14 protein-coding genes are annotated in these 18,361 nt (G+C 69.2%); 8 read left to right on the forward strand and 6 right to left on the reverse strand.

The annotated features are described in order from the left end of the window. The first annotated feature begins 67 nt into the window (after positions 1-67). Entirely contained in the window at positions 68-1,012 is a 945-nt protein-coding gene (locus tag ABZW60_RS25285) for a trypsin-like peptidase domain-containing protein (protein ID WP_355480732.1), read from the forward strand. Here the strand turns inward: ABZW60_RS25285 and ABZW60_RS25290 are convergent. Continuing rightward, positions 1,009-1,380: a hypothetical protein gene (locus tag ABZW60_RS25290; RefSeq protein WP_355480734.1), complete on the reverse strand. Its 372-nt coding sequence runs from the start codon at positions 1,378-1,380 to the stop codon at positions 1,009-1,011. The genes ABZW60_RS25285 and ABZW60_RS25290 overlap by 4 nt on opposite strands. A 125-nt stretch (positions 1,381-1,505) precedes the next feature. Between ABZW60_RS25290 and ABZW60_RS25295 the strand changes: the two genes are divergently transcribed. Further along, complete coding sequence (locus ABZW60_RS25295) at positions 1,506-2,141, forward strand: tetratricopeptide repeat protein (protein ID WP_355480736.1); 636 nt, start codon at positions 1,506-1,508, stop codon at positions 2,139-2,141. On the opposite strand, the gene ABZW60_RS25300 is transcribed toward ABZW60_RS25295, so the two are convergent. Beyond that, on the reverse strand, positions 2,142-2,801 hold the full coding sequence (locus ABZW60_RS25300) for an MBL fold metallo-hydrolase (RefSeq protein WP_355480738.1): 660 nt from the start codon (positions 2,799-2,801) through the stop codon (positions 2,142-2,144). Positions 2,802-3,003: 202 nt separating this feature from the next. On the opposite strand from ABZW60_RS25300, the gene uvrA reads away from it, so the two are divergent. Further along, positions 3,004-5,997 (forward strand): excinuclease ABC subunit UvrA, encoded by a 2,994-nt coding sequence (uvrA, locus tag ABZW60_RS25305; RefSeq protein WP_355480740.1) that lies wholly within the window; start codon positions 3,004-3,006, stop codon positions 5,995-5,997. A gap of 170 nt (positions 5,998-6,167) precedes the next feature. On the opposite strand, the gene ABZW60_RS25310 is transcribed toward uvrA, so the two are convergent. Next, complete coding sequence (locus tag ABZW60_RS25310; protein ID WP_355480742.1) at positions 6,168-7,064, reverse strand: hypothetical protein; 897 nt, start codon at positions 7,062-7,064, stop codon at positions 6,168-6,170. A 502-nt stretch (positions 7,065-7,566) separates the two neighbouring features. On the opposite strand from ABZW60_RS25310, the gene ABZW60_RS25315 reads away from it, so the two are divergent. Both ABZW60_RS25315 and ABZW60_RS25320 read left to right on the forward strand, forming a co-directional pair. Then, positions 7,567-8,217, forward strand: coding sequence for a hypothetical protein (locus ABZW60_RS25315; protein ID WP_355480744.1), 651 nt, complete (start codon positions 7,567-7,569; stop codon positions 8,215-8,217). 126 nt (positions 8,218-8,343) lie between these two features. Next, the gene (locus tag ABZW60_RS25320) at positions 8,344-8,886 is read left to right on the forward strand and encodes a Rieske (2Fe-2S) protein (protein WP_355480746.1); all 543 of its coding nucleotides are present in this window, start codon (positions 8,344-8,346) and stop codon (positions 8,884-8,886) included. Positions 8,887-8,951: 65 nt separating this feature from the next. Here the strand turns inward: ABZW60_RS25320 and ABZW60_RS25325 are convergent, their stop codons facing one another. Together ABZW60_RS25325 and ABZW60_RS25330 are read right to left on the reverse strand one after the other, a co-directional pair. Further along, positions 8,952-10,178 carry a S8 family peptidase gene (locus ABZW60_RS25325; protein ID WP_355480748.1) on the reverse strand — a complete coding sequence of 409 codons (1,227 nt, stop codon included), beginning with the start codon at positions 10,176-10,178 and terminating at the stop codon, positions 8,952-8,954. Positions 10,179-10,327: 149 nt separating this feature from the next. Continuing rightward, positions 10,328-10,783, reverse strand: a complete 456-nt coding sequence (locus ABZW60_RS25330; protein ID WP_355480750.1) for a DUF6194 family protein — start codon at positions 10,781-10,783, stop codon at positions 10,328-10,330. Positions 10,784-10,865: 82 nt separating this feature from the next. Between ABZW60_RS25330 and uvrC the strand changes: the two genes are divergently transcribed. Genes uvrC through yvcK form a run of 3 tightly spaced genes read left to right on the forward strand, consistent with a single transcriptional unit; the run spans position 10,866 to position 14,700 of the window. Continuing rightward, positions 10,866-12,896, forward strand: coding sequence for an excinuclease ABC subunit UvrC (uvrC, locus tag ABZW60_RS25335; protein ID WP_355480752.1), 2,031 nt, complete (start codon positions 10,866-10,868; stop codon positions 12,894-12,896). Then, positions 12,896-13,762 carry an RNase adapter RapZ gene (gene rapZ / locus ABZW60_RS25340; protein WP_355480754.1) on the forward strand — a complete coding sequence of 289 codons (867 nt, stop codon included), beginning with the start codon at positions 12,896-12,898 and terminating at the stop codon, positions 13,760-13,762. The genes uvrC and rapZ overlap by 1 nt, the downstream gene beginning before the upstream one ends. Then, complete coding sequence (yvcK, locus tag ABZW60_RS25345; protein WP_355480756.1) at positions 13,759-14,700, forward strand: uridine diphosphate-N-acetylglucosamine-binding protein YvcK; 942 nt, start codon at positions 13,759-13,761, stop codon at positions 14,698-14,700. The genes rapZ and yvcK overlap by 4 nt, the downstream gene beginning before the upstream one ends. 21 nt (positions 14,701-14,721) lie before the next feature. Here the strand turns inward: yvcK and ABZW60_RS25350 are convergent, their stop codons facing one another. Next, entirely contained in the window at positions 14,722-17,850 is a 3,129-nt protein-coding gene (locus ABZW60_RS25350; protein WP_355480758.1) for an NACHT domain-containing protein, read from the reverse strand. Positions 17,851-18,361 lie beyond the last annotated feature (511 nt).

Below are 18,361 nucleotides of genomic sequence, written 5' to 3' on the forward strand. Positions count from 1 at the left end.
TTCGGTGTAATGATGTAATTCAGTCCCCTCGCTTCGCTCGGGGGCGGGAAGAGAAGAGGCGAGAGCGATGGCTGACGAGATTGCCGGGGACGACGTCCTGGATGCCTACTCCCGAGTGGTCTCGGGCGTGGCCGCACACCTGATCCCGCGGGTCGCGAGTCTGCGGATCCAGAGCGGGCGCGGCGACTCGTCCGGCTCGGCCGTGGTGCTGACCGGCGACGGGCACCTGCTCACGAACGCGCACGTGGTCGGCGACGGCACCGAGGCGTCGGCCGACTTCGCGGACGGTACGACGGCGCAGGCCCGCGTGGTCGGCGTGGACCGGCTGTCCGACCTCGCCGTGCTGCGGGCCGACCGGGAGATCCCGGACCCGCCGGAGTACGGCGACGCGGACCAGCTGAAGGTCGGGAACCTGGTCGTTGCCGTCGGCAATCCGCTCGGTCTGGCCGGCAGCGTGACCGCCGGCGTGGTCAGCGCGCTCGGGCGGTCGCTGCCGGTCCGCAGCGGCTCGGCGCAGCGGATCATCGAGGACGTGATCCAGACCGACGCCGCGCTGAACCCGGGCAACTCCGGCGGGGCGCTTGCCGACGGCAACGGGCGGGTGATCGGCATCAACACCGCGGTCGCCGGGATCGGGCTGGGGCTCGCCGTGCCGGTCAACCCGACGACGCGCCGGATCATCTACGCGTTGCTGCACGACGGCCGGGTACGGCGCGCGTACCTCGGGCTCGTGACGAAGCCCGCGCCACTGCACCCGGCGCTCGCGCAGCGGTTCGACCAGCGGACGGCGCTCCGGGTCGTCGAGGTCATCCCCGCCAGCCCCGCCGCGGCCGCGGGGCTGCGCCAGGGCGATCTCGTGCTGGCGGTGAACGGCGTACCGCTCCGCGACGCCCAGTCGCTGCAACGGCAACTGTTCGAGGACGCGATCGCGCGCCGCACCGAGATCACCGCGATCCGGAACAACGCGCTCGTCGACGTGATCTCCTACCCGGCCGAGCTCACCGACCGCTAGCCGGGCGGGGGCAGGAACTCCGCCGGGTCGACGGCCTGCCCGCGCTTCGTCCCGCCGCGGATCGTGTACGAGTCGAGGAGCAGCTCCGCGGCCTCACGCAGATCGATCCGGTCGAGGTAGCCCCAGCAGGTCACGCGGTACTGGAAGGTGTGCACGACCGGGAACACCTCGCGGCGCTCGGCGAGGGCGGCTTGGGTGGTCATGTCGCCGGTCCAGACCTGCAGCAGCTCGCGACCGGCGTTGTCCCACCGCAGGCGGGCGAACTGATGGCGGCCGGCGTACCAGGCCGGCGATCCTTCGTGTGCCTCACCGAGCCGGGCGTCGGGCAACCGCTCGGCCAGCGCGCAGACGTCCTGCCAGGTCGTCATGAACGCGATGCTAACTCCGCGGCGAGGCTCGCGTGGATCTCCAGGAGCACTGAACCTCAAGCTCTTGTCGAGGTCGAGCGTTTCGCCAGGCGCGGATCGGCTGTCCGCACCCTAGGATCTGGCGGGTGGACGAGCTGATGCGACAGGTCGACGGAGTGTACGAGCGGGCGATCTTCGGCGGTGAGTACGACGGCCTGGCCGAGGCGGATCGTGCGCTCGACGTGGTGGAGGCGGCGCTGCTCGTGCAGCGGGGCCGGATCCTGCATTGCCGCTTCGTGGAGTCGCGCGTCGAACCGCCGGAGGAGCTGGGGTACTTCGAACGCGCGGCGGAGCTGTACCGCGGCGCCGGCGACGAGCGCGGCGAGGCCGAGGCGCGGTTCTGGATCGGCTGCTTCCACCAGGTGGTGCGCGACGACAACCCCACCGCCGTACCGTTCCTGACCGCTGCCGTCGAGCTGTCCCGCAGGTCGGGTGACGACCTCACCCTCTCCTACGCCCTCCGGCACCTCGGGGTCGCCGCCCACATGTCCGGCAACTATCCCGAGGCCCGCGAACTGCTGGAGGAGTCCACCGCGCTCCGCCGGACCCTCGACTTCAGCGCGGGCGTCGCCGCCAATCTGGTGGGCCTCGTCTACCTGGCCATCGCCGAGAATCGCCCCGCCGACGCACGAGCGTTGGCCGACGAGGCGGCAGCGCTCGCCAAGTCGGCCGGCGCTTCGGCGATCACCGAGCAGATCGAGGCGGCGCGCTCACGGATCTGATCACCAGCCGCGTTCGCGCCATTCGGCGAGGTGGGGGCGCTCGGCGCCGAGGCTCGTGTCGGAGCCGTGGCCGGGATAGACCCAGGTCTCGTCGGCGAGCTCGCCGAACAGCTTGGTCTCGACGTCGTTGATGAGGGACGTGAACCGCTCGGCGTCGCCCTGCGTGTTGCCGACGCCGCCCGGGAACAGCGAGTCGCCGGTGAACAGGTGCGGCGGGCCGTCCGGGTCGTCGTACAGCAGCGCGATCGAGCCGGGGGTGTGGCCGACGAGGTGGATGACGCGGAGGCTGCACTGCCCGACGGCGATGTGGTCACCGTCGTCGGCGAGCTGGTCGGTCGGGACCGGGATGCCCTCGGCGTCGTAGCGGCCCGCCACCGTCGTGGCTCCCGTACGGGCCACGACCTCGGCCAGCGCCTCCCAGTGGTCCTGGTGGCGGTGGGTCGTGATCACCCGCGCGAGACCGCCTTCGCCGACCAGCCGGAGCAGCGTGTCCGCCTCGTTCGCGGCGTCGATCAGCACCTGCTCGTCGGTCTGCCGGCAGCGCAGCAGATAGGCGTTGTTGTCCATCGGCCCGACCGCGACCTTGGTGATCATCAGCTTGGCCAGCTCGTGGGTCTGCGCCGGCCCGCCGACCTTCACGTTCCCGTGGTACTCCGGCATCTCGCCTCTCCCTGATCTCGGTGACACTGGATGTCACCCGCGATCCTTGCATCTCCGGCCCGGTTGCATCGAGCACGGTCCGCGATCGAATATACTTTCGAAGCGGCCGCCGGATCCGGCGGCGGAAGTTTTTGTCGGTGGGCCTCGTTAGCATGGCCGGGCATACCATCTGGACCCCTCGAGAACGGCTGAGAGTGAGCTTGTGTCTGACCGTCTGATCGTGCGCGGAGCGCGTGAGCACAACCTGAAGGACGTCTCGGTCGACCTGCCGCGGGACGCCATGATCGTCTTCACGGGCCTGTCCGGGTCCGGGAAGTCCAGTCTGGCCTTCGACACGATCTTCGCCGAGGGCCAGCGGCGGTATGTCGAGTCCCTCTCGGCGTACGCCCGGCAGTTCCTCGGCCAGATGGACAAACCGGACGTCGACTTCATCGAGGGCCTGTCGCCGGCCGTCTCGATCGACCAGAAGTCCACCTCGCGGAACCCGCGCTCCACGGTCGGCACGATCACCGAGGTGTACGACTACCTCCGTCTGCTGTTCGCGCGGGCCGGCCGCCCGCACTGCCCGGAGTGCGGCGAGCCGATCGCGCGCCAGACGCCGCAGCAGATCGTCGACCGGGTGCTCGAGCTGGAGGAGGGCACCCGGTTCCAGGTGCTCGCGCCGGTCGTCCGCAGCCGCAAGGGGGAGTATGTCGACCTCTTCCGGCAGCTGACCGGTCAGGGGTTCTCCCGGGCCCGGGTCGACGGCGAGATCATCCAGCTCACCGACCCGCCGAAGCTGGAGAAGCAGAAGAAGCACAGCATCGACGTGGTCGTCGACCGGCTCGCGGTCAAGGAGTCCGCGAAGCAGCGGCTGACCGATTCGGTCGAGACCGCGCTCGGCCTGGCCGGCGGCCTGGTGGTGCTCGACTTCGTCGACCTGCCGGACAACGACCCGCACCGCGAGCGCCGGTTCTCCGAGAAGCTCGCCTGCCCGAACGATCACCCGCTCGCGATCGACGAGCTCGAGCCGCGCTCCTTCTCGTTCAACTCGCCGTACGGCGCGTGCCCGGTCTGCACCGGCCTGGGGACCCGGATGGAGGTCGACCCGGAGCTGCTGGTGCCGGACCCGTCCAAGTCGCTCGACGAGGGCGCGATCCAGCCCTGGGCGGGGCAGAACGTCTCGCAGTACTTCGAGCGTCTGCTGGACGCGCTGGCGAAGGACCTGAAGTTCAAGACCAGCACACCGTTCGGCGAGCTGCCGGCGAAGGCGAAGAAGGCGCTGCTCACCGGCCACGACAAGCAGGTCCACGTCTCGTACCAGAACCGCTACGGCCGCGAGCGGTCGTACTACACGAGCTTCGAGGGCGTCATCCCGTATGTCGAGCGCCGGCACGCGGAGGCGTCCAGCGACACCGGGCGCGAGCGCTTCGAGGAGTACATGCGCGAGGTGCCGTGCCTGGCCTGCAACGGCGCGCGGCTGAAGCCGATCTCGCTCGCGGTCACGCTCGGCGGGAAGAACATCGCCGAGATCAGCGCGATGTCGATCGACGAGGTGCACGGCTTCCTGTCGCAGATGGAGCTGTCACCGCGGGAGAAGCAGATCGCCGAGCGGGTGGTCAAGGAGATCGGCGAGCGGCTGCGGTTCCTGCTCGACGTCGGCCTGGACTACCTCGCGCTCAGCCGGCCGGCGGGTTCGCTGTCCGGCGGTGAGGCGCAGCGGATCCGGCTGGCCACCCAGATCGGCTCCGGCCTGGTCGGCGTGCTGTATGTGCTGGACGAGCCGTCGATCGGCCTGCACCAGCGGGACAACCGGCGGCTGATCGACACGCTGGTCCGGCTGAAGGAGCTCGGCAACACGCTGATCGTCGTCGAGCACGACGAGGACACCATCGACCACGCGGACTGGGTCGTCGACATCGGCCCGGGCGCCGGTGAGCACGGCGGTCAGGTCGTCGTGTCCGGCACGGTCGAGGACCTGCGCAACCACCCGGACTCGATCACCGGCGCCTATGTGTCCGGGCGTCGGGAGATCCCGATCCCGGAGGTCCGGCGGCCGCTCACCGAGGGCCGCGAGCTGACCGTCTACGGCGCCCGGCAGAACAACCTCAAGGACCTCGACGTGACCATCCCGCTCGGGGTGTTCGTCGCGGTCACGGGGGTGTCCGGCTCGGGCAAGTCGACGCTGGTGAACGACATCCTGTACACGTCGCTGGCCCGGCAGATCTACGGCGCCCGGGCGGTGCCCGGCCGGCACACGAAGATCTCCGGGATGGAGCTGGTCGACAAGGTCATCCACGTCGACCAGTCGCCGATCGGCCGCACGCCGCGCTCCAACCCGGCGACGTACACGGGGGTCTGGGACCACGTCCGCAAGCTGTTCGCGGAGACGCCGGAGGCGAAGGTCCGCGGGTACCAGCAGGGCCGCTTCTCGTTCAACGTCAAGGGCGGCCGCTGCGAGGCGTGCTCCGGTGACGGCACGCTGAAGATCGAGATGAACTTCCTGCCGGATGTGTATGTCCCGTGCGAGGTCTGCCACGGCGCGCGGTACAACCGCGAGACGCTCGAGGTGCACTACAAGGGCAAGACGGTCGCGGACGTGCTGGACATGCCGATCGAGGAGGCGTCCGAGTTCTTCGCCGCGATCCCGGCGATCTCGCGGCACCTGAAGACCCTCGTCGAGGTCGGCCTCGGGTATGTCCGACTCGGCCAGCCGGCGCCGACGCTGTCCGGCGGTGAGGCGCAGCGGGTGAAGCTGGCGTCCGAGCTGCAGCGGCGATCGACGGGCCGGACGGTGTACGTGCTCGACGAGCCGACCACCGGTCTGCACTTCGAGGACATCCGCAAGCTCCTCGGCGTGCTCAGCGGCCTCGTTGACAAGGGCAACTCGGTGCTGGTCATCGAGCACAACCTCGACGTCATCAAGACCGCCGACTGGCTGATCGACCTGGGCCCCGACGGCGGCCGCCGCGGCGGCACTCTGGTCGCCGAGGGCACTCCGGAGCAGGTAGCGGCCAACCCCGCCTCCTACACCGGCCAGTTCCTGGCCGAGATCCTGGAAGGCCGAGCCGCCAAGCCAAGCGCCAAGAAGGCCGCAGCCAAGAGGCCCGCAGCCAAGAAGGCACCCGCCAAGAAGGCCACCACCGCGAAGAAGGCGGCAGCCAAGAAGGCCCCGGCCAAGAAGACAACCGCCACCCGCAAGCGAGTAGCCGGCTAACCACAGCCACCCGCACCCCGACCTACAGCCGACCCGGCCGCCCGACCAGATGGGGCGGCCCGGTCGACTTGCTTACAGGTGATCCGGCCGCGGCGGGCGTCCGCCAGCAGTTCACCAACCACAGGACCGGCGGCTGGCTGGTCGGCGCTCTCGGGGGCTGATGGGGATGGTTAGCGGCGGAAGAGCTGGTGCCAGAGGTGGCGGAGCCAGGTTCTGCGGGGGGATGGGAGTAGGGCTGCGGGCAGCATGACTGTGGGTGGTTTTGCGAGGGTGACGGGGACCTGGACCATGCGGTCGCCCTGGAGCCAGTACAGGTCGGGGCTGCACTGGTCCGGCGCGTCGCGGTAGGTGTCGGCGACGTACTGCGCCAAGCGGTCCGCCGTCTGTTGGCCGGCGTCGGCGGGGCAGAAGGCGACCGTGCTCAGCCGCGGTACGCCGACGAGTACGCCCAGGCCGATCGCGACCGCGGGCAGCAGGTTCTCGCGGTCGACGATGGCCATCGAGACCAGCGGGTCGTCCTCGCGGGTGAGTACCGAGAAGCCGTCGTGCTCGATCGGACGGAGATCCGAGATGTGTTCGAGCGTCAGCTGCACCGGCGACGGGACGTCGGGGTCGCCGAGGCCGAGCATGGATTGGCGTACGACGGTCAGCCGCCGGTAGTCCGCGCCGGTGCCGATGAACACCACGACCTCGAAGTGGTCACCGAACGGGATCAGCGCGTCCGCCACCGGACCGGACGTCCGCGCGGACCAGCCGCGTTGGAGGAGCATTGCGCGCTGGCGTACGGCGACGTCGCCGAAGCGGTGTTCCTCGGTGGCGAGTTCGCCTTCCGCGACGACCGCGCGCAGCCAGGCCTCGATCTGGTCGGCCCAGAGTTGCTGCGGCAGTTGACGGCACCGGTCGATGATCTCGCCGAGGCCGACGACGGCGGACATCTGCAGCGCGCCGCGTCCCCAGCCGACCTCCACGGTCCGGTCGGCGGTGTCGACGACACACCCCGGCATCCAGAGCGGTGCGAGGTCCGCGATCGCCTTCAGCACCGTCGAGTCGCTCGTCGTTCCTGTCATCTCCCGGCCTCTCCCACCACTAAAGTGTGCCGGGCAGCGATCAGGTGCGCGCCAAGCGCCCCCGCGTTCCGTGCAGGCCGGAGTGACCCGAGTGACTGAATCTGACTGGCAGGGGGACATGCTGCGCAGGATGGCGGCAGAAGAGGCGTCACCCGAGGAACCTCAGCAGCCACACCATCCTCCACGCAACCCCGAGCCCACACCCCCGAACCAACCACCGCCAACGCACCACCACCCGCAAGCCGGTCAGGCCCATGCGCAGGGGGTGACTGGGCAGGCCCGGGGGTATGACCGTCTGGCCGAAGGGCCTCAGCAGTACGGCGGGGCGCCGGGGTATCAGCAGCCGTGGGGGCGGGAGGGCTCGGGGGAGTCGGTGTTTGAGCGGGTTCGGCGGGTGGCGTCGGGGGCGGCGTCTTTGATTGGTGGGGCGGGGCGGCTGCAGGAGGAAGTTGAGTTGATTGCTGCCTGTCGGCGGGCGATTGCGATTACGCGGCGGGTCGGGGTGACCAGCCCGGTGACGAACGGCGGTACGTCGACCGTGACCGCGCTGCTGGCGACGATGCTTGGCAACCTGCGCGCAGACCGGGTGGTGGCAGTGGATGTCGATCCGGGCGGGGCCGAGTTGTCGCGGCGGCTTGAGTTGACGCTCGGGGCTGGAGCGATCGAGGGCGTCGGGCTGGTTCGGAGCGACCCGACGGTCGAAGCGCTTCGGGCGACGCTTGCCGCCGTGCAGAGTGAGGGGGCGCGCGACGTCGGGGTGACGGTCGTGGACTGTCCGGGCACCATGTTCGACGAGATCTCGACCGAGGTCGCGAACACCGCACACTGCACGGTTCTGGTCGTACCGGCCATCCAGCACGTCGCGAACTACTGCCTGCAACAACTCGACCAGCTACCCCCGGCTGGCCAGGACCTACTGCTCAACCGTGGCGTCATCGTGATCACCCAGGTCGGCGACGTCGACCAGGACACCACCCGCTGGCTCCGCGACGCCTTCCGGCAGCGGGGACTGGAGCCGGTGATCCTGCCGTACGACGCGCACATCGCCGGCGCCTGGCCGCTGCACTCGAGCGAGCTGGACGCCGGCACCCGCCGCGCCGTCCTGGAACTCGCGGCCCGTGTCGTCGGGATCGCGACCGCCGCTGCCAGCTGATTCACAGGAAACCCTCAAACTGCGGTTCAATCCGCACCGGGTTGAACCGTTCGGGTGATCCGGTCGTTTGAGTCGGTATATAGCGTTCAACCACTTCGACCAGCAGGCTCCTGGAGGTCCAGATCTATGAGCGATGACACGATGGCACCGGCGACACCCGCGGACGGCGGCGAGCTGCGTGATCGCCGGACGGTGCTGCGGTGCGCGGCGATGGCCGCGCTGGTGGGTGCCGGCGCGCCGATCCTCGCGGCCTGCGGTGGCAGCGACGACGCGTCCGGAGGCGGCGGTACGTCGCCGTCCGCGAGCGGCTCGAGCTCGGCGCCGGGCACCAGCTCGACCCCGAGCAGCAGCGCGCCGTCGTCGAGCGCGCCGGCCGGCGGCGGTGCGGTGCTCGGCCCGGCGGCCGACGTACCGGTCGGTGGCGGCGCCGTGTTCAAGGACGCGAAGGTCGTGGTGACGCAGCCGACCGCGGGACAGTTCAAGGGCTTCTCCGCGGTGTGCACGCATCAGGGCAACCCGATCGGCTCGGTGGAGGGCGGACAGATCGTCTGCCCGTTCCACAACAGCCATTTCAGCATCACCGACGGCAGCCCGGTCAGCGGTCCGGCGCAGTCGGCGCTGCCGGCCGTGAACGTGAAGGTCGAGGGCAGCAACATCGTCCAGGCCTGATCCGGACGGACGAAGGCCCGGTCACCGTGGTGAGGAATCCGGTGGCCGGGCCTTCGGTCAGGTGATCAGGACTGGTCGGCAGCCCCGACGTACAGCAGCTTGTTCGGCGAGCCCTCGCCCGGGTCGCCGACCTTGTCGGCCGTGGATCCGTCGACGAGCGCCTTGGCGACGTCGGCCGGGGTGGCGTCCGGGTGGTCGGCCAGGTAGAGCGCGACCCCGCCCGCGACGTGCGGCGTGGCCATCGACGTACCGCTCATCTTGGCGGTCGAGTCCGGGTCGGTGATGCCGACCGAGGTGATGTCGACGCCCGGCGCGAACAGGTCGACGCACTTGCCGAAGTTCGAGAACTCCGCGCGCTTGTCCTGGTCGTCGGTCGCACCGACGGTGATCGCCGACGGCTCCCGGGACGGCGAGCCCTGGCAGGCGTCCGCGCTTTCGTTGCCGGCCGCAACGGCGTAGGTGACGCCGGAGTCGACCGAAGCCTTGACCGCCGCGTCCAGCGCGTCGTCGGCGCCGCCGCCGAGGCTCATGTTCGCGACCGCGGGCTTCTTGGCGTTCTTGGTCACCCAGTCGATGCCGGCCACCACGGACTCGGTCGAGCCGGAGCCCTGGCAGTCGAGAACGCGGACGCCGACCACCTTCGCGCCCTTGGCCAGGCCGTACGTCGTGCCCGCGATGGTGCCGGCCACGTGGCTGCCGTGCCCCATGCAGTCGACGCCGTTCTGGCCGTCGCCGACGGTGTCGGTGCCGACCGACGCGCGGTCGCCGAAGTCCTTGTGGGCGGCGTAGATCCCGGTGTCGATCACGTAGACGTTCACGTTCTCGGCGGTGGTGGACGCCTCGTACTTCTTGTCCAGCGGCAGGTCCCGCTGGTCGGCGCGGTCCAGGCCCCACGGCGGGTCGTCCTGGCTCACGGTGATCTTCTGGTTCTGCTGGACGAACGCGACCCGCTTGTCGCCGGCGAGCTTCTTCGCCTGCTCCTCGGTCATGCCGGCCGAGAAGCCCTTGATCGACGAGTCGAACTGCTTGTTCACCTTGACGTCGTAGCTCGTGGCCAGGCTCTGCGTCGCGGCCCGGGTCTGGGCCCGCGAGTTCTGGCCGGCCAGGACGACGATGTAGCTGCCGGGGACGGCGTTCGCGCTGCCGGCGCCGCGGATCTTCACCGGAGCGGTTTGCGACGCGTCACTACCGGCCGCTGTGGCGGCGATCCCGGTGACGGCGAGCGCGGACGCGGCGACGGCACCGAGTAGGGCGCGCGGCCTCCGAAGGCGGTGTCCATTCTTGGGGGACATGGGCGGAACTCCCTCGAGTCAGCGCAAGGCCTTGTTGCCTCACGCAAAGGACCTGCACATCTACCCTGGTTCACACGGTAGAGAGCGCGCCCATCCCAGTCGGGGGTCAACTCAGCCTTATGGGCCAACCCGCAATACGACCGCAATCTTCAGCCGGTTTGCCTGGCCTGGTGGTTGGAATACTTGCGCGCCGCGAACCGGTACGCCTCGTCGATCAACGGCAGCAGCTGGTCCAGACCGGTCGGGTCGACGATCGCCACCCAGTGCTGACCGGCATAGAACGGATGCGGCATCAGCACGTCGCGGGCGGCGTAGTCGTGGCCGGAGTCGAACACCCAGTCGGCGTCACGCTCGGTCGGGACCGGACCGAACAGGCCGGTGTACGTCGTCTTCGTGAGGCCGAGGTTGAGCCGCCAGGACCCCGGCCGGTCGAGCTGGGACACTTTCTCGTAGTGGTCGCCGGTCACCACGGTGGCGAACGGCTGCTGCCGCTCCGCCGGCAGGTCGCCGGCCGGGTCGTACAGGTAGAACAGGTCGTCCTGGGCCTCGAGCACCCGGACACCGTCGTACGCGCGGATCGTCCGATCGAGTTCGTCGAGCTTCATAGGTTCAAGTCTGTCATTGAACCAGCAATAGAAACTTTGCCGCGATTCCGGATTTGTCGGCCCGCCGAACTAGGGTGGTTGGGTGGCTGATCCGTCCTCCTACCGTCCCGCTCCGGGATCGATCCCCGACTCGCCTGGCGTCTACCGCTTCAGCGACTCCGCCGGGCGGGTGATCTACGTCGGCAAGGCGAAGAACCTGCGGGCCCGGCTGTCGTCGTATTTCCAGGATCTGGTGAACCTGCACCCGCGCACCCAGGCGATGGTGACGACGGCCTCGAAGGTCGAGTGGACGGTGGTCGCCAGCGAGGTCGAGTCGCTGCAGCTGGAGTACTCGTGGATCAAGGAGTACGACCCGCGCTTCAACGTGAAGTACCGCGACGACAAGTCGTACCCGTGGCTCGCGATCACCCTCAACGAGGAGTATCCGCGGGTGATGGTCGGCCGCGGCCAGAAGAAGAAGGGCGTGCGGTACTTCGGTCCGTACAGCCATGCGTGGGCGATCCGGGAGACCGTCGACCTGCTGCTCCGGGTGTTCCCGATGCGCTCGTGCAGCAAGGGCGTGTTCAACCGGCACCGCCAGATCGGCCGGCCCTGCCTGCTCGGGTACATCGGCAAATGCGCCGCGCCGTGCACCGGCCAGGTGACCCAGGAGGAGCACCGGCAGATCGTCGACGACTTCGCCGCGTTCCTCTCCGGCCAGACCGCGACGTACGTGCGCAGGCTGCAGAAGGAGATGCAGGCCGCGGCCGCCGAGCTGGAGTACGAGCGGGCCGCGAAGATCCGCGACGACCTCGCCGCGCTGGAGAAGGCGCTGGCGAAGAACGCGGTGGTCCTCGGCGACGGCACCGACACCGACGTGATCGCGCTCAGCGAGGACCCGCTCGAGGTCGCGGTGCAGATCTTCTACGTCCGCGGCGGGCGGATCCGCGGTGAGCGCGGCTGGATCGCCGACAAGGCGGACGGTACGGCGACCACCGCCGACCTGGTCTCGCAGTTCATCCAGCAGACGTACGCCGGCGACTCGGGGGACGCGATCCCGCGGGAGATCCTGGTTCCAACGATGCCGGACGACGCGGATGCGCTGACCGCCTGGCTGGAGGAGTTGCGCGGCGCCCGGGTGTCGATCCGGGTCCCGCAGCGCGGCGACAAGAAGGCCCTGATGGAGACGGTCGAGCGCAACGCGTTGCAGACGCTGACCATGCACAAGACCAAGCGCGCCAGCGACCTGACCACCCGCAACCAGGCGCTGGAGGAGATCCAGGCGGCGCTCGACCTGCCCGAGGCGCCGCTGCGGCTGGAGTGCTACGACGTCTCGAACCTGCAGGGCACCGAGGTGGTCGCCTCGATGGTGGTGTTCGAGGACGGCCTGCCGCGCAAGAGCGAGTACCGGCGGTTCGTGATCAAGGGCGTCGAGGGGCAGAACGACGTGGCCTCGATCGCCGAGGTCCTGACCCGCCGCTTCAAGCGCCTCCTCGACGAACGCGCGGCCATCACCGAGGACGAGGATCCGAACGCGGCGCTCGTCGATCCGGAGACCGGCCGGGCGAAGAAGTTCGCGTATGCGCCCGGGCTCGTCGTCGTCGACGGCGGTCCGCCCCAGGTGGCGGCAGCGCGGCAGGCGATGGACGAGATCGGGGTCGGTGACATCCCGGTCGTCGGCCTGGCCAAGCGGCTGGAAGAGGTGTGGGTGCCGGACGAGGAGGACCCGGTCATCTTCTCCCGTACGTCGGAGGGCCTGTACCTGCTGCAGCGGCTCCGGGACGAGGCGCACCGCTTCGCGATCACGCACCACCGCAACCGCCGGTCGAAGTCGATGGTCGAGAGCACCCTCGACGAGGTGCCGGGCCTGGGCGAGGTGCGGCGCAAGACGCTGCTGCGGAACTTCGGCTCGTTGAAGAAGTTGCGCGCCGCCACGGTCGACGAGGTCGCGGACCTGCCCGGATTCGGGCCGCGGCTCGCCGAGTCCGTCGTACTGGCGGTTAACGCTGCTGCAACGAAGGCGGAAACCGGCCGGGCGCCGTCGGTGAACACGGCCACGGGCGAGATACTGGGCGACGACGTCCCGGCGCCGGCCGGGGCGCCCGACGGGGATCCAGGGAGAACTGAGAACTGATGGACGACACGGGCGGCAACCTGATCATCGTGTCCGGGATGTCGGGCGCGGGACGGAGTTCGGTCGCCGACGTACTGGAGGACCTCGGCTGGTTCGTGGTGGACAACCTGCCGCCGATGTTCCTGACCACCATCGTCGAGCAGGTCGTCGGGACCGGCGCGGCGCCGCGGCTCGCGGTCGTCGTCGACGTCCGGACCGGCCTGTTCTTCAGCGAGCTGAGCTCGGCGATCCACGACCTGCGGCTGAAGGGCTACCGGCCGCTGACGCTGTTCCTGGAGGCGTCCGACGACGTGATCGTGCGCCGGCAGGAGGGCGTCCGCCGGCCGCACCCGCTGCAGGGCGAGGGCCGGCTGCTGGACGGTATCCAGCGCGAGCGCGAACTGCTCGGTGACATCCGGGCCGGCGCCGACCTGGTGATCGACACCTCGAGCCTGAACATCCACCAGCTCGCCGCCAAGATCGTGAACGCCTTCGGCGACGAGGAGAACGCCGAGCTCCGGGCGACCGTGGTGTCGTTCGGGTTCAAGTACGGCATCCCGGTGGACGCCGACGTGGTCGCCGACATGCGCTTCATCCCGAACCCGTACTGGCAGCCGGACCTGCGCCCGATGACCGGGCAGGACCAGCCTGTGTCAGACTTCGTGCTCGGCCATCCGCTGGCCCAGCAGTTCCTGCAGAACTACGTGGACGTGCTGGACACCCTGCGGACCGGCTACCTGAACGAGGGCAAGCGCTTCGTCACCGTCGCGATCGGCTGCACCGGGGGTAAGCACCGCAGCGTCGCGATGGCCGAGGAGATCGCCCGGAGGCTGCGCGAGAGAGGGTCACCGACGTTGGTCGTGCACCGGGATCTGGGGCGTGAGTGACGCGAGCTCCTAAGGTTGTCGCACTGGGTGGGGGACACGGCTTGGCTGCCTCCCTGTCCGCTCTGCGCCATGTCACCGACCAGCTGACCGCGGTCGTCACCGTCGCGGACAACGGCGGGTCGTCGGGCCGGCTGCGCCAGGAGCTCGGGGTGCTGCCGCCGGGCGACCTGCGGATGGCCCTGGCCGCGCTGTGCCGTGACGACGAGTGGGGCCGCACGTGGGCCGACGTACTGCAGCATCGCTTCCGCAGCAACGGTGAGCTGCACGACCACGCGGTCGGCAACCTGCTGATCGTCGCGCTGTGGGAGCTGCTCGGCGAAGCGGTCGACGGGCTCGACTGGGTGGCCCGGCTGCTCGGTGCGCAGGGCCGGGTGCTGCCGATGTCCGCCGTGCCGCTGGACATCACGGCCCGGGTGCTCGGGCTGGATCCGGCGCATCCGGAGGGGATCACCGAGATCCGCGGCCAGGCCGAGGTGGCCTCGACCGAGGGGCATGTGGTCGACGTCGCGCTCGACCCGGCCGACCCGCCGGCGTGCCCGGAGGCCCTGGTGGCCGTCGCGGAAGCCGACTGGGTCGTGGTCGGGCCCGGATCATGGTTCACCTCCGTCATCCCGAACCTGCTGGTCCCCGAGCTGTGCCGCGGTCTCGAGCAGACCAGCGCCCGCCGGCTGCTCACGCTCAACCTGGGCGAGCAGAAAGGGGAGACCGACGGGTTCTCGCCGGAGACGCATCTCGAGGTGCTGGCCGGGCACGCGCCCGATCTGCGGATCGACGTCGTGCTCGCCGACACCGGTCACGTGCCCGACCCCGAGTCGCTCCGCCGTACGGCGCAGTCCCTCGGGGCCGAGCTGGTGATCGCCGACATCGCCGACGACGACCGCGACCTGCACCACGCCCCGGACAAGCTCGCGAAGGTGTACCGGGAGATCTTCAGCTAGGCCGGCCCGTGCGAGCGAGGTTCACGCGCGCATGAGGAGCAGGACCTCTGAGGGCAGGCTGGGATCGTCGAGACGGGCGTCGAGGCAGGTGAGGCTGCTGTACAGCCCGCGAAGGCTTTGTGCGATCGCGGCGTCGGTGAATCTGTCCGCGACGCAGGCCGCTGCGAGCAAGCCGAGCCGAATCGCCGGGCTGCTGGTGTCCGGCGCACCGGGGTGGTGGCCTGTCGTCGCGATCATGGACGCGGACACGACCACGATCCGCCGGGCCAGGATCCGCCAGCATCGCTCGTCGCGGCCCGAGTCGGCTCCCGCGAAAGTCGACCCACTGCTCCAGGTTGCATTGAGCAACAACGGTTCGAGCCGGCGCAGGATGCCTTCGACCTCGTCGGGAAGGGCCGGCGTCATCTCGCTCGGCGCCGAGAACAGGTCGACGAGGAACCGCTCGAACTGCACCCACCCCTGGCTGTGGCGGTATTTGGTCTTGTGCGGCTCCCAGAGCGACAGGAGCACGCTGAGCGCCACAACCGTGAGCTCGAACTGGTCGCGACGAAGGCGCGACGGGGCCCATTGCACCACGGTTCGCCCCGTCGGTGCGGTGGTGGGCAGCGTCGCCGGATCCTGCAGTTCCCGGACAAGGATCGACACGTCATCGGACATCAGCGAGTGCGTCAAGATGATGTCGAGCGCCTGACTGATCGCTTCGTCGACGGCGCGCCCCCGACGCAGGGTACGCCGGAACTCGCGCACCAGCACGGGCGGGAGGGGGAAGTCCCTGACCGCCGCCAAACCATCAGCCAGATCCCTGAGGCGGTCGAGCCGCCGGTGCAGGTCGCGATCCTGCGACAGGTCTCCGCCACGACTCCGCGCCAGCGCCCGATCCACGTGCATCGCGTCCTTGACCAGCGCCGGCGTCATGCTGTGGTTCAACAGATCGAGCCGGTCGAAGGTCGCCGTGAAGTCTTGGGTCCGGGCCCGCTCCAGATCCCGCTCGAGAGCAAGGCTCAGTACATAGGGAAGTGCACCGACGACGGAGCACAGATCGCGCCGGATGGTCTCCGCGAGCAGGTCGGCGCCCGCGACGTACGGATGCGAGACCTCTGGTGGCACGAACAGCCGTGGTCCGGCGTACCGCTTCCAGGTGCGGACCGCGGGCAGCGGATCCGCTTCCGCCGGCGTGACCGCGAGCGGGTCCTCGGCGTACCACACGGTCCGGCGGGTCAGGTCGACGATGACGCCGGTGATCGGATCGGCGAGCTCGCGGCGTACCGGCAGCCGGTAGGCGGTGCCGTCGTCGAACAGACTGTTGACCCACAGGACGACCTTGTCGACCTCGGCGGCCGAGACCCCGACCGCCTCCGCATTGTCGTCCTTCGCGGGTCTGCGAACCGAACCGCCCGGATCGCCCGCCAAGTCGACGTACAGGCGATACAGCGACCGCGGGAAAGGCTGCGCGCACGCCACAGCGCCATTGCTGAGAGTCACGGTGTGGCGAAGGCATCGCGACACGCGAACCGCGGCCATCAGCCGGCGATGCGCGTCGCGTGCCGGGACGTCGGACGCCGGCGGATCCGAGTACAGCATCGCATCGAGGCGTTCGACGAGATCCACGTCGACCTCGCGCGCTTCGTCGGCACAGTCGAAGCCCAGCGCCAGTGCCCCGACCGTGCCTGACCTCAGGCACGCCTCGATGACGGGCGACGCGTCCGCGTTCGCCGCCCACAGGAGGATCGTCTCGCGCCACCAGGTGTTGTCGACCAGCGTCGGCAGAGCGTTCACCTCGGGACGATCACGGATCTCGGCGGCCGCGAGGTACTCCTGCAGGGTCTGATGCGCGAACGCGTACAGACCGACCTCGCGTTCGACGAACAGACCACTCGTGGTGAGCTCGGCCAGGAACACATCGGCCGTGGCGGCACGCGGGATCCTCGCCAGCGTCGGCCCGACGATGCCACTCGCGGACTCCCGCGTCACGTCGCGAACCTCGCGGGTCATCATCGCCAGCGCCAACTTGCGCACCACCTTGGCCCGCTGTTCGGCCTTCAGACCTGATCCCGCGGACAGGTGCTTGGCCGCCTGCCGCCGGTGCAGCAGCAGATCGCACATCTCGCCGTACAACGCCGACCGGCTGCCGGGCAGCGCGCCGCGGTACTTGTGGACGTTGGCGATCATCGTCAGCAGCATCGGGTTGGCCGCCAGGTCGTACAGGGCCGGCTGCAGGCGCATCCGGCGGAGGAGATCGGCGGCATGATCCTTCGCGATCGCCCGGGTGCGCTCGCCGGTCTCGCCGGTGCTGCGGCACTCGATGGCGTAGTACCACCGGTGCACGAACCTGAAGATCTGGTCACTGGTGAACCGCCGGACCTGCAGTACGTCGGCGCCCCGGACCGGATTCGATTCATAGCCATGCGGCCGCGACGTCAGGATGAAATGGTTCGCCGGATAGCGCGCGACCTGGTCCTGTACCCACGTGGATGTCAGCTGCCGCTGTTCCTCGACCGCGACCTCGTCCAAACCGTCCAGCATGACGACACAGCGGCCTTTCGTCAGGCCGCGCTCGAACCAGTCAGCCGTGACCGTACCTTTCAACCAGGTAACGCTCGCGATCAGCTCGGGAATCGACACCCCGGGATCGCGGATGATCTCCTGGACATGGTCGCGCAGGTAAAGGATCACCGGCAGCCCGCGTTTGTGCCGGCGCCGCTGTCCCAGTGTGATCGCCGTCCGGCGTAGCAGGGTCGTCTTACCCGAACCAGGGCCACCGATCACCGCGAAGACCCGCGGCTGACGGCTGTCCAGGAACGAGTCCAGCGACCGGCGCTCACCGGCCGGAGTCTCGGCTCCGACGAATGGCGCGTGCGTCGCCGTCTGCAACGGCGACGGCGCCAGGCTGACGTCGACATAAACATGCCGGAGTTGGAGCGAGAACTCTCCCTGGGTGGCCATGCCGAGCAATTCGACATCCCGCACGCCGGCGAGCAGTTGGTTCAGATAGCGCGCGCGGTAGCTTTTCAGGAACGCACTCACCCTCCGGTCGACGACCGCGGCGGTCCGGGGAATCCACAAATCCCCGACCTCACTGCTCACCCGGAAGACGAATCGTACGACCGCGACCAGGAACCAATAGCCCAGCAGAACGATGATGCTGACCACCGGATTATGCTGAACCTTTGACCACAACCAGCCGCTGACGGCCACCGGTGGTCCGAACGCCACCAGGATCGCAACGATCCTCGCCACGATCCCGGTCTCCGCAAGGTCCCCTGGCCGCTCGGCATTGTTCACCATTCGGCGCCCCCAATACAGCTCCGCACCCCTGCAATTGCAGAGAGTACTGCATAGAACCGCTTAAGTGACCCCTTTATTCATACAGAACTTCCCTGCCATTACTGAACGCAAACGACTCGATATTGACAGAACGCCACACATCCCTGGGCTTTGCTGGTTTCGAGCAGCGCCCGGTGGCGTTCCGCAAGCACCGGTGATTGCCGACCGAAGACGTCTTTCAGAGAATTCGCCCGGGATTGATGTTGCCCACAGCAACATGAGTTGCCGCGCGGTGCGGGGCGCGGCACGGGCAGCGACGTGTCAGGGCCGGTCCCCGAACGGCATTTGCCTGTGGCAAGCAATCCGCCGGACCAACGGCTGTCCGCCCAAGCGCCAG

The organism is Kribbella sp. NPDC003557 (assembly GCF_040610805.1).
Lineage (GTDB): Bacteria > Actinomycetota > Actinomycetes > Propionibacteriales > Kribbellaceae > Kribbella.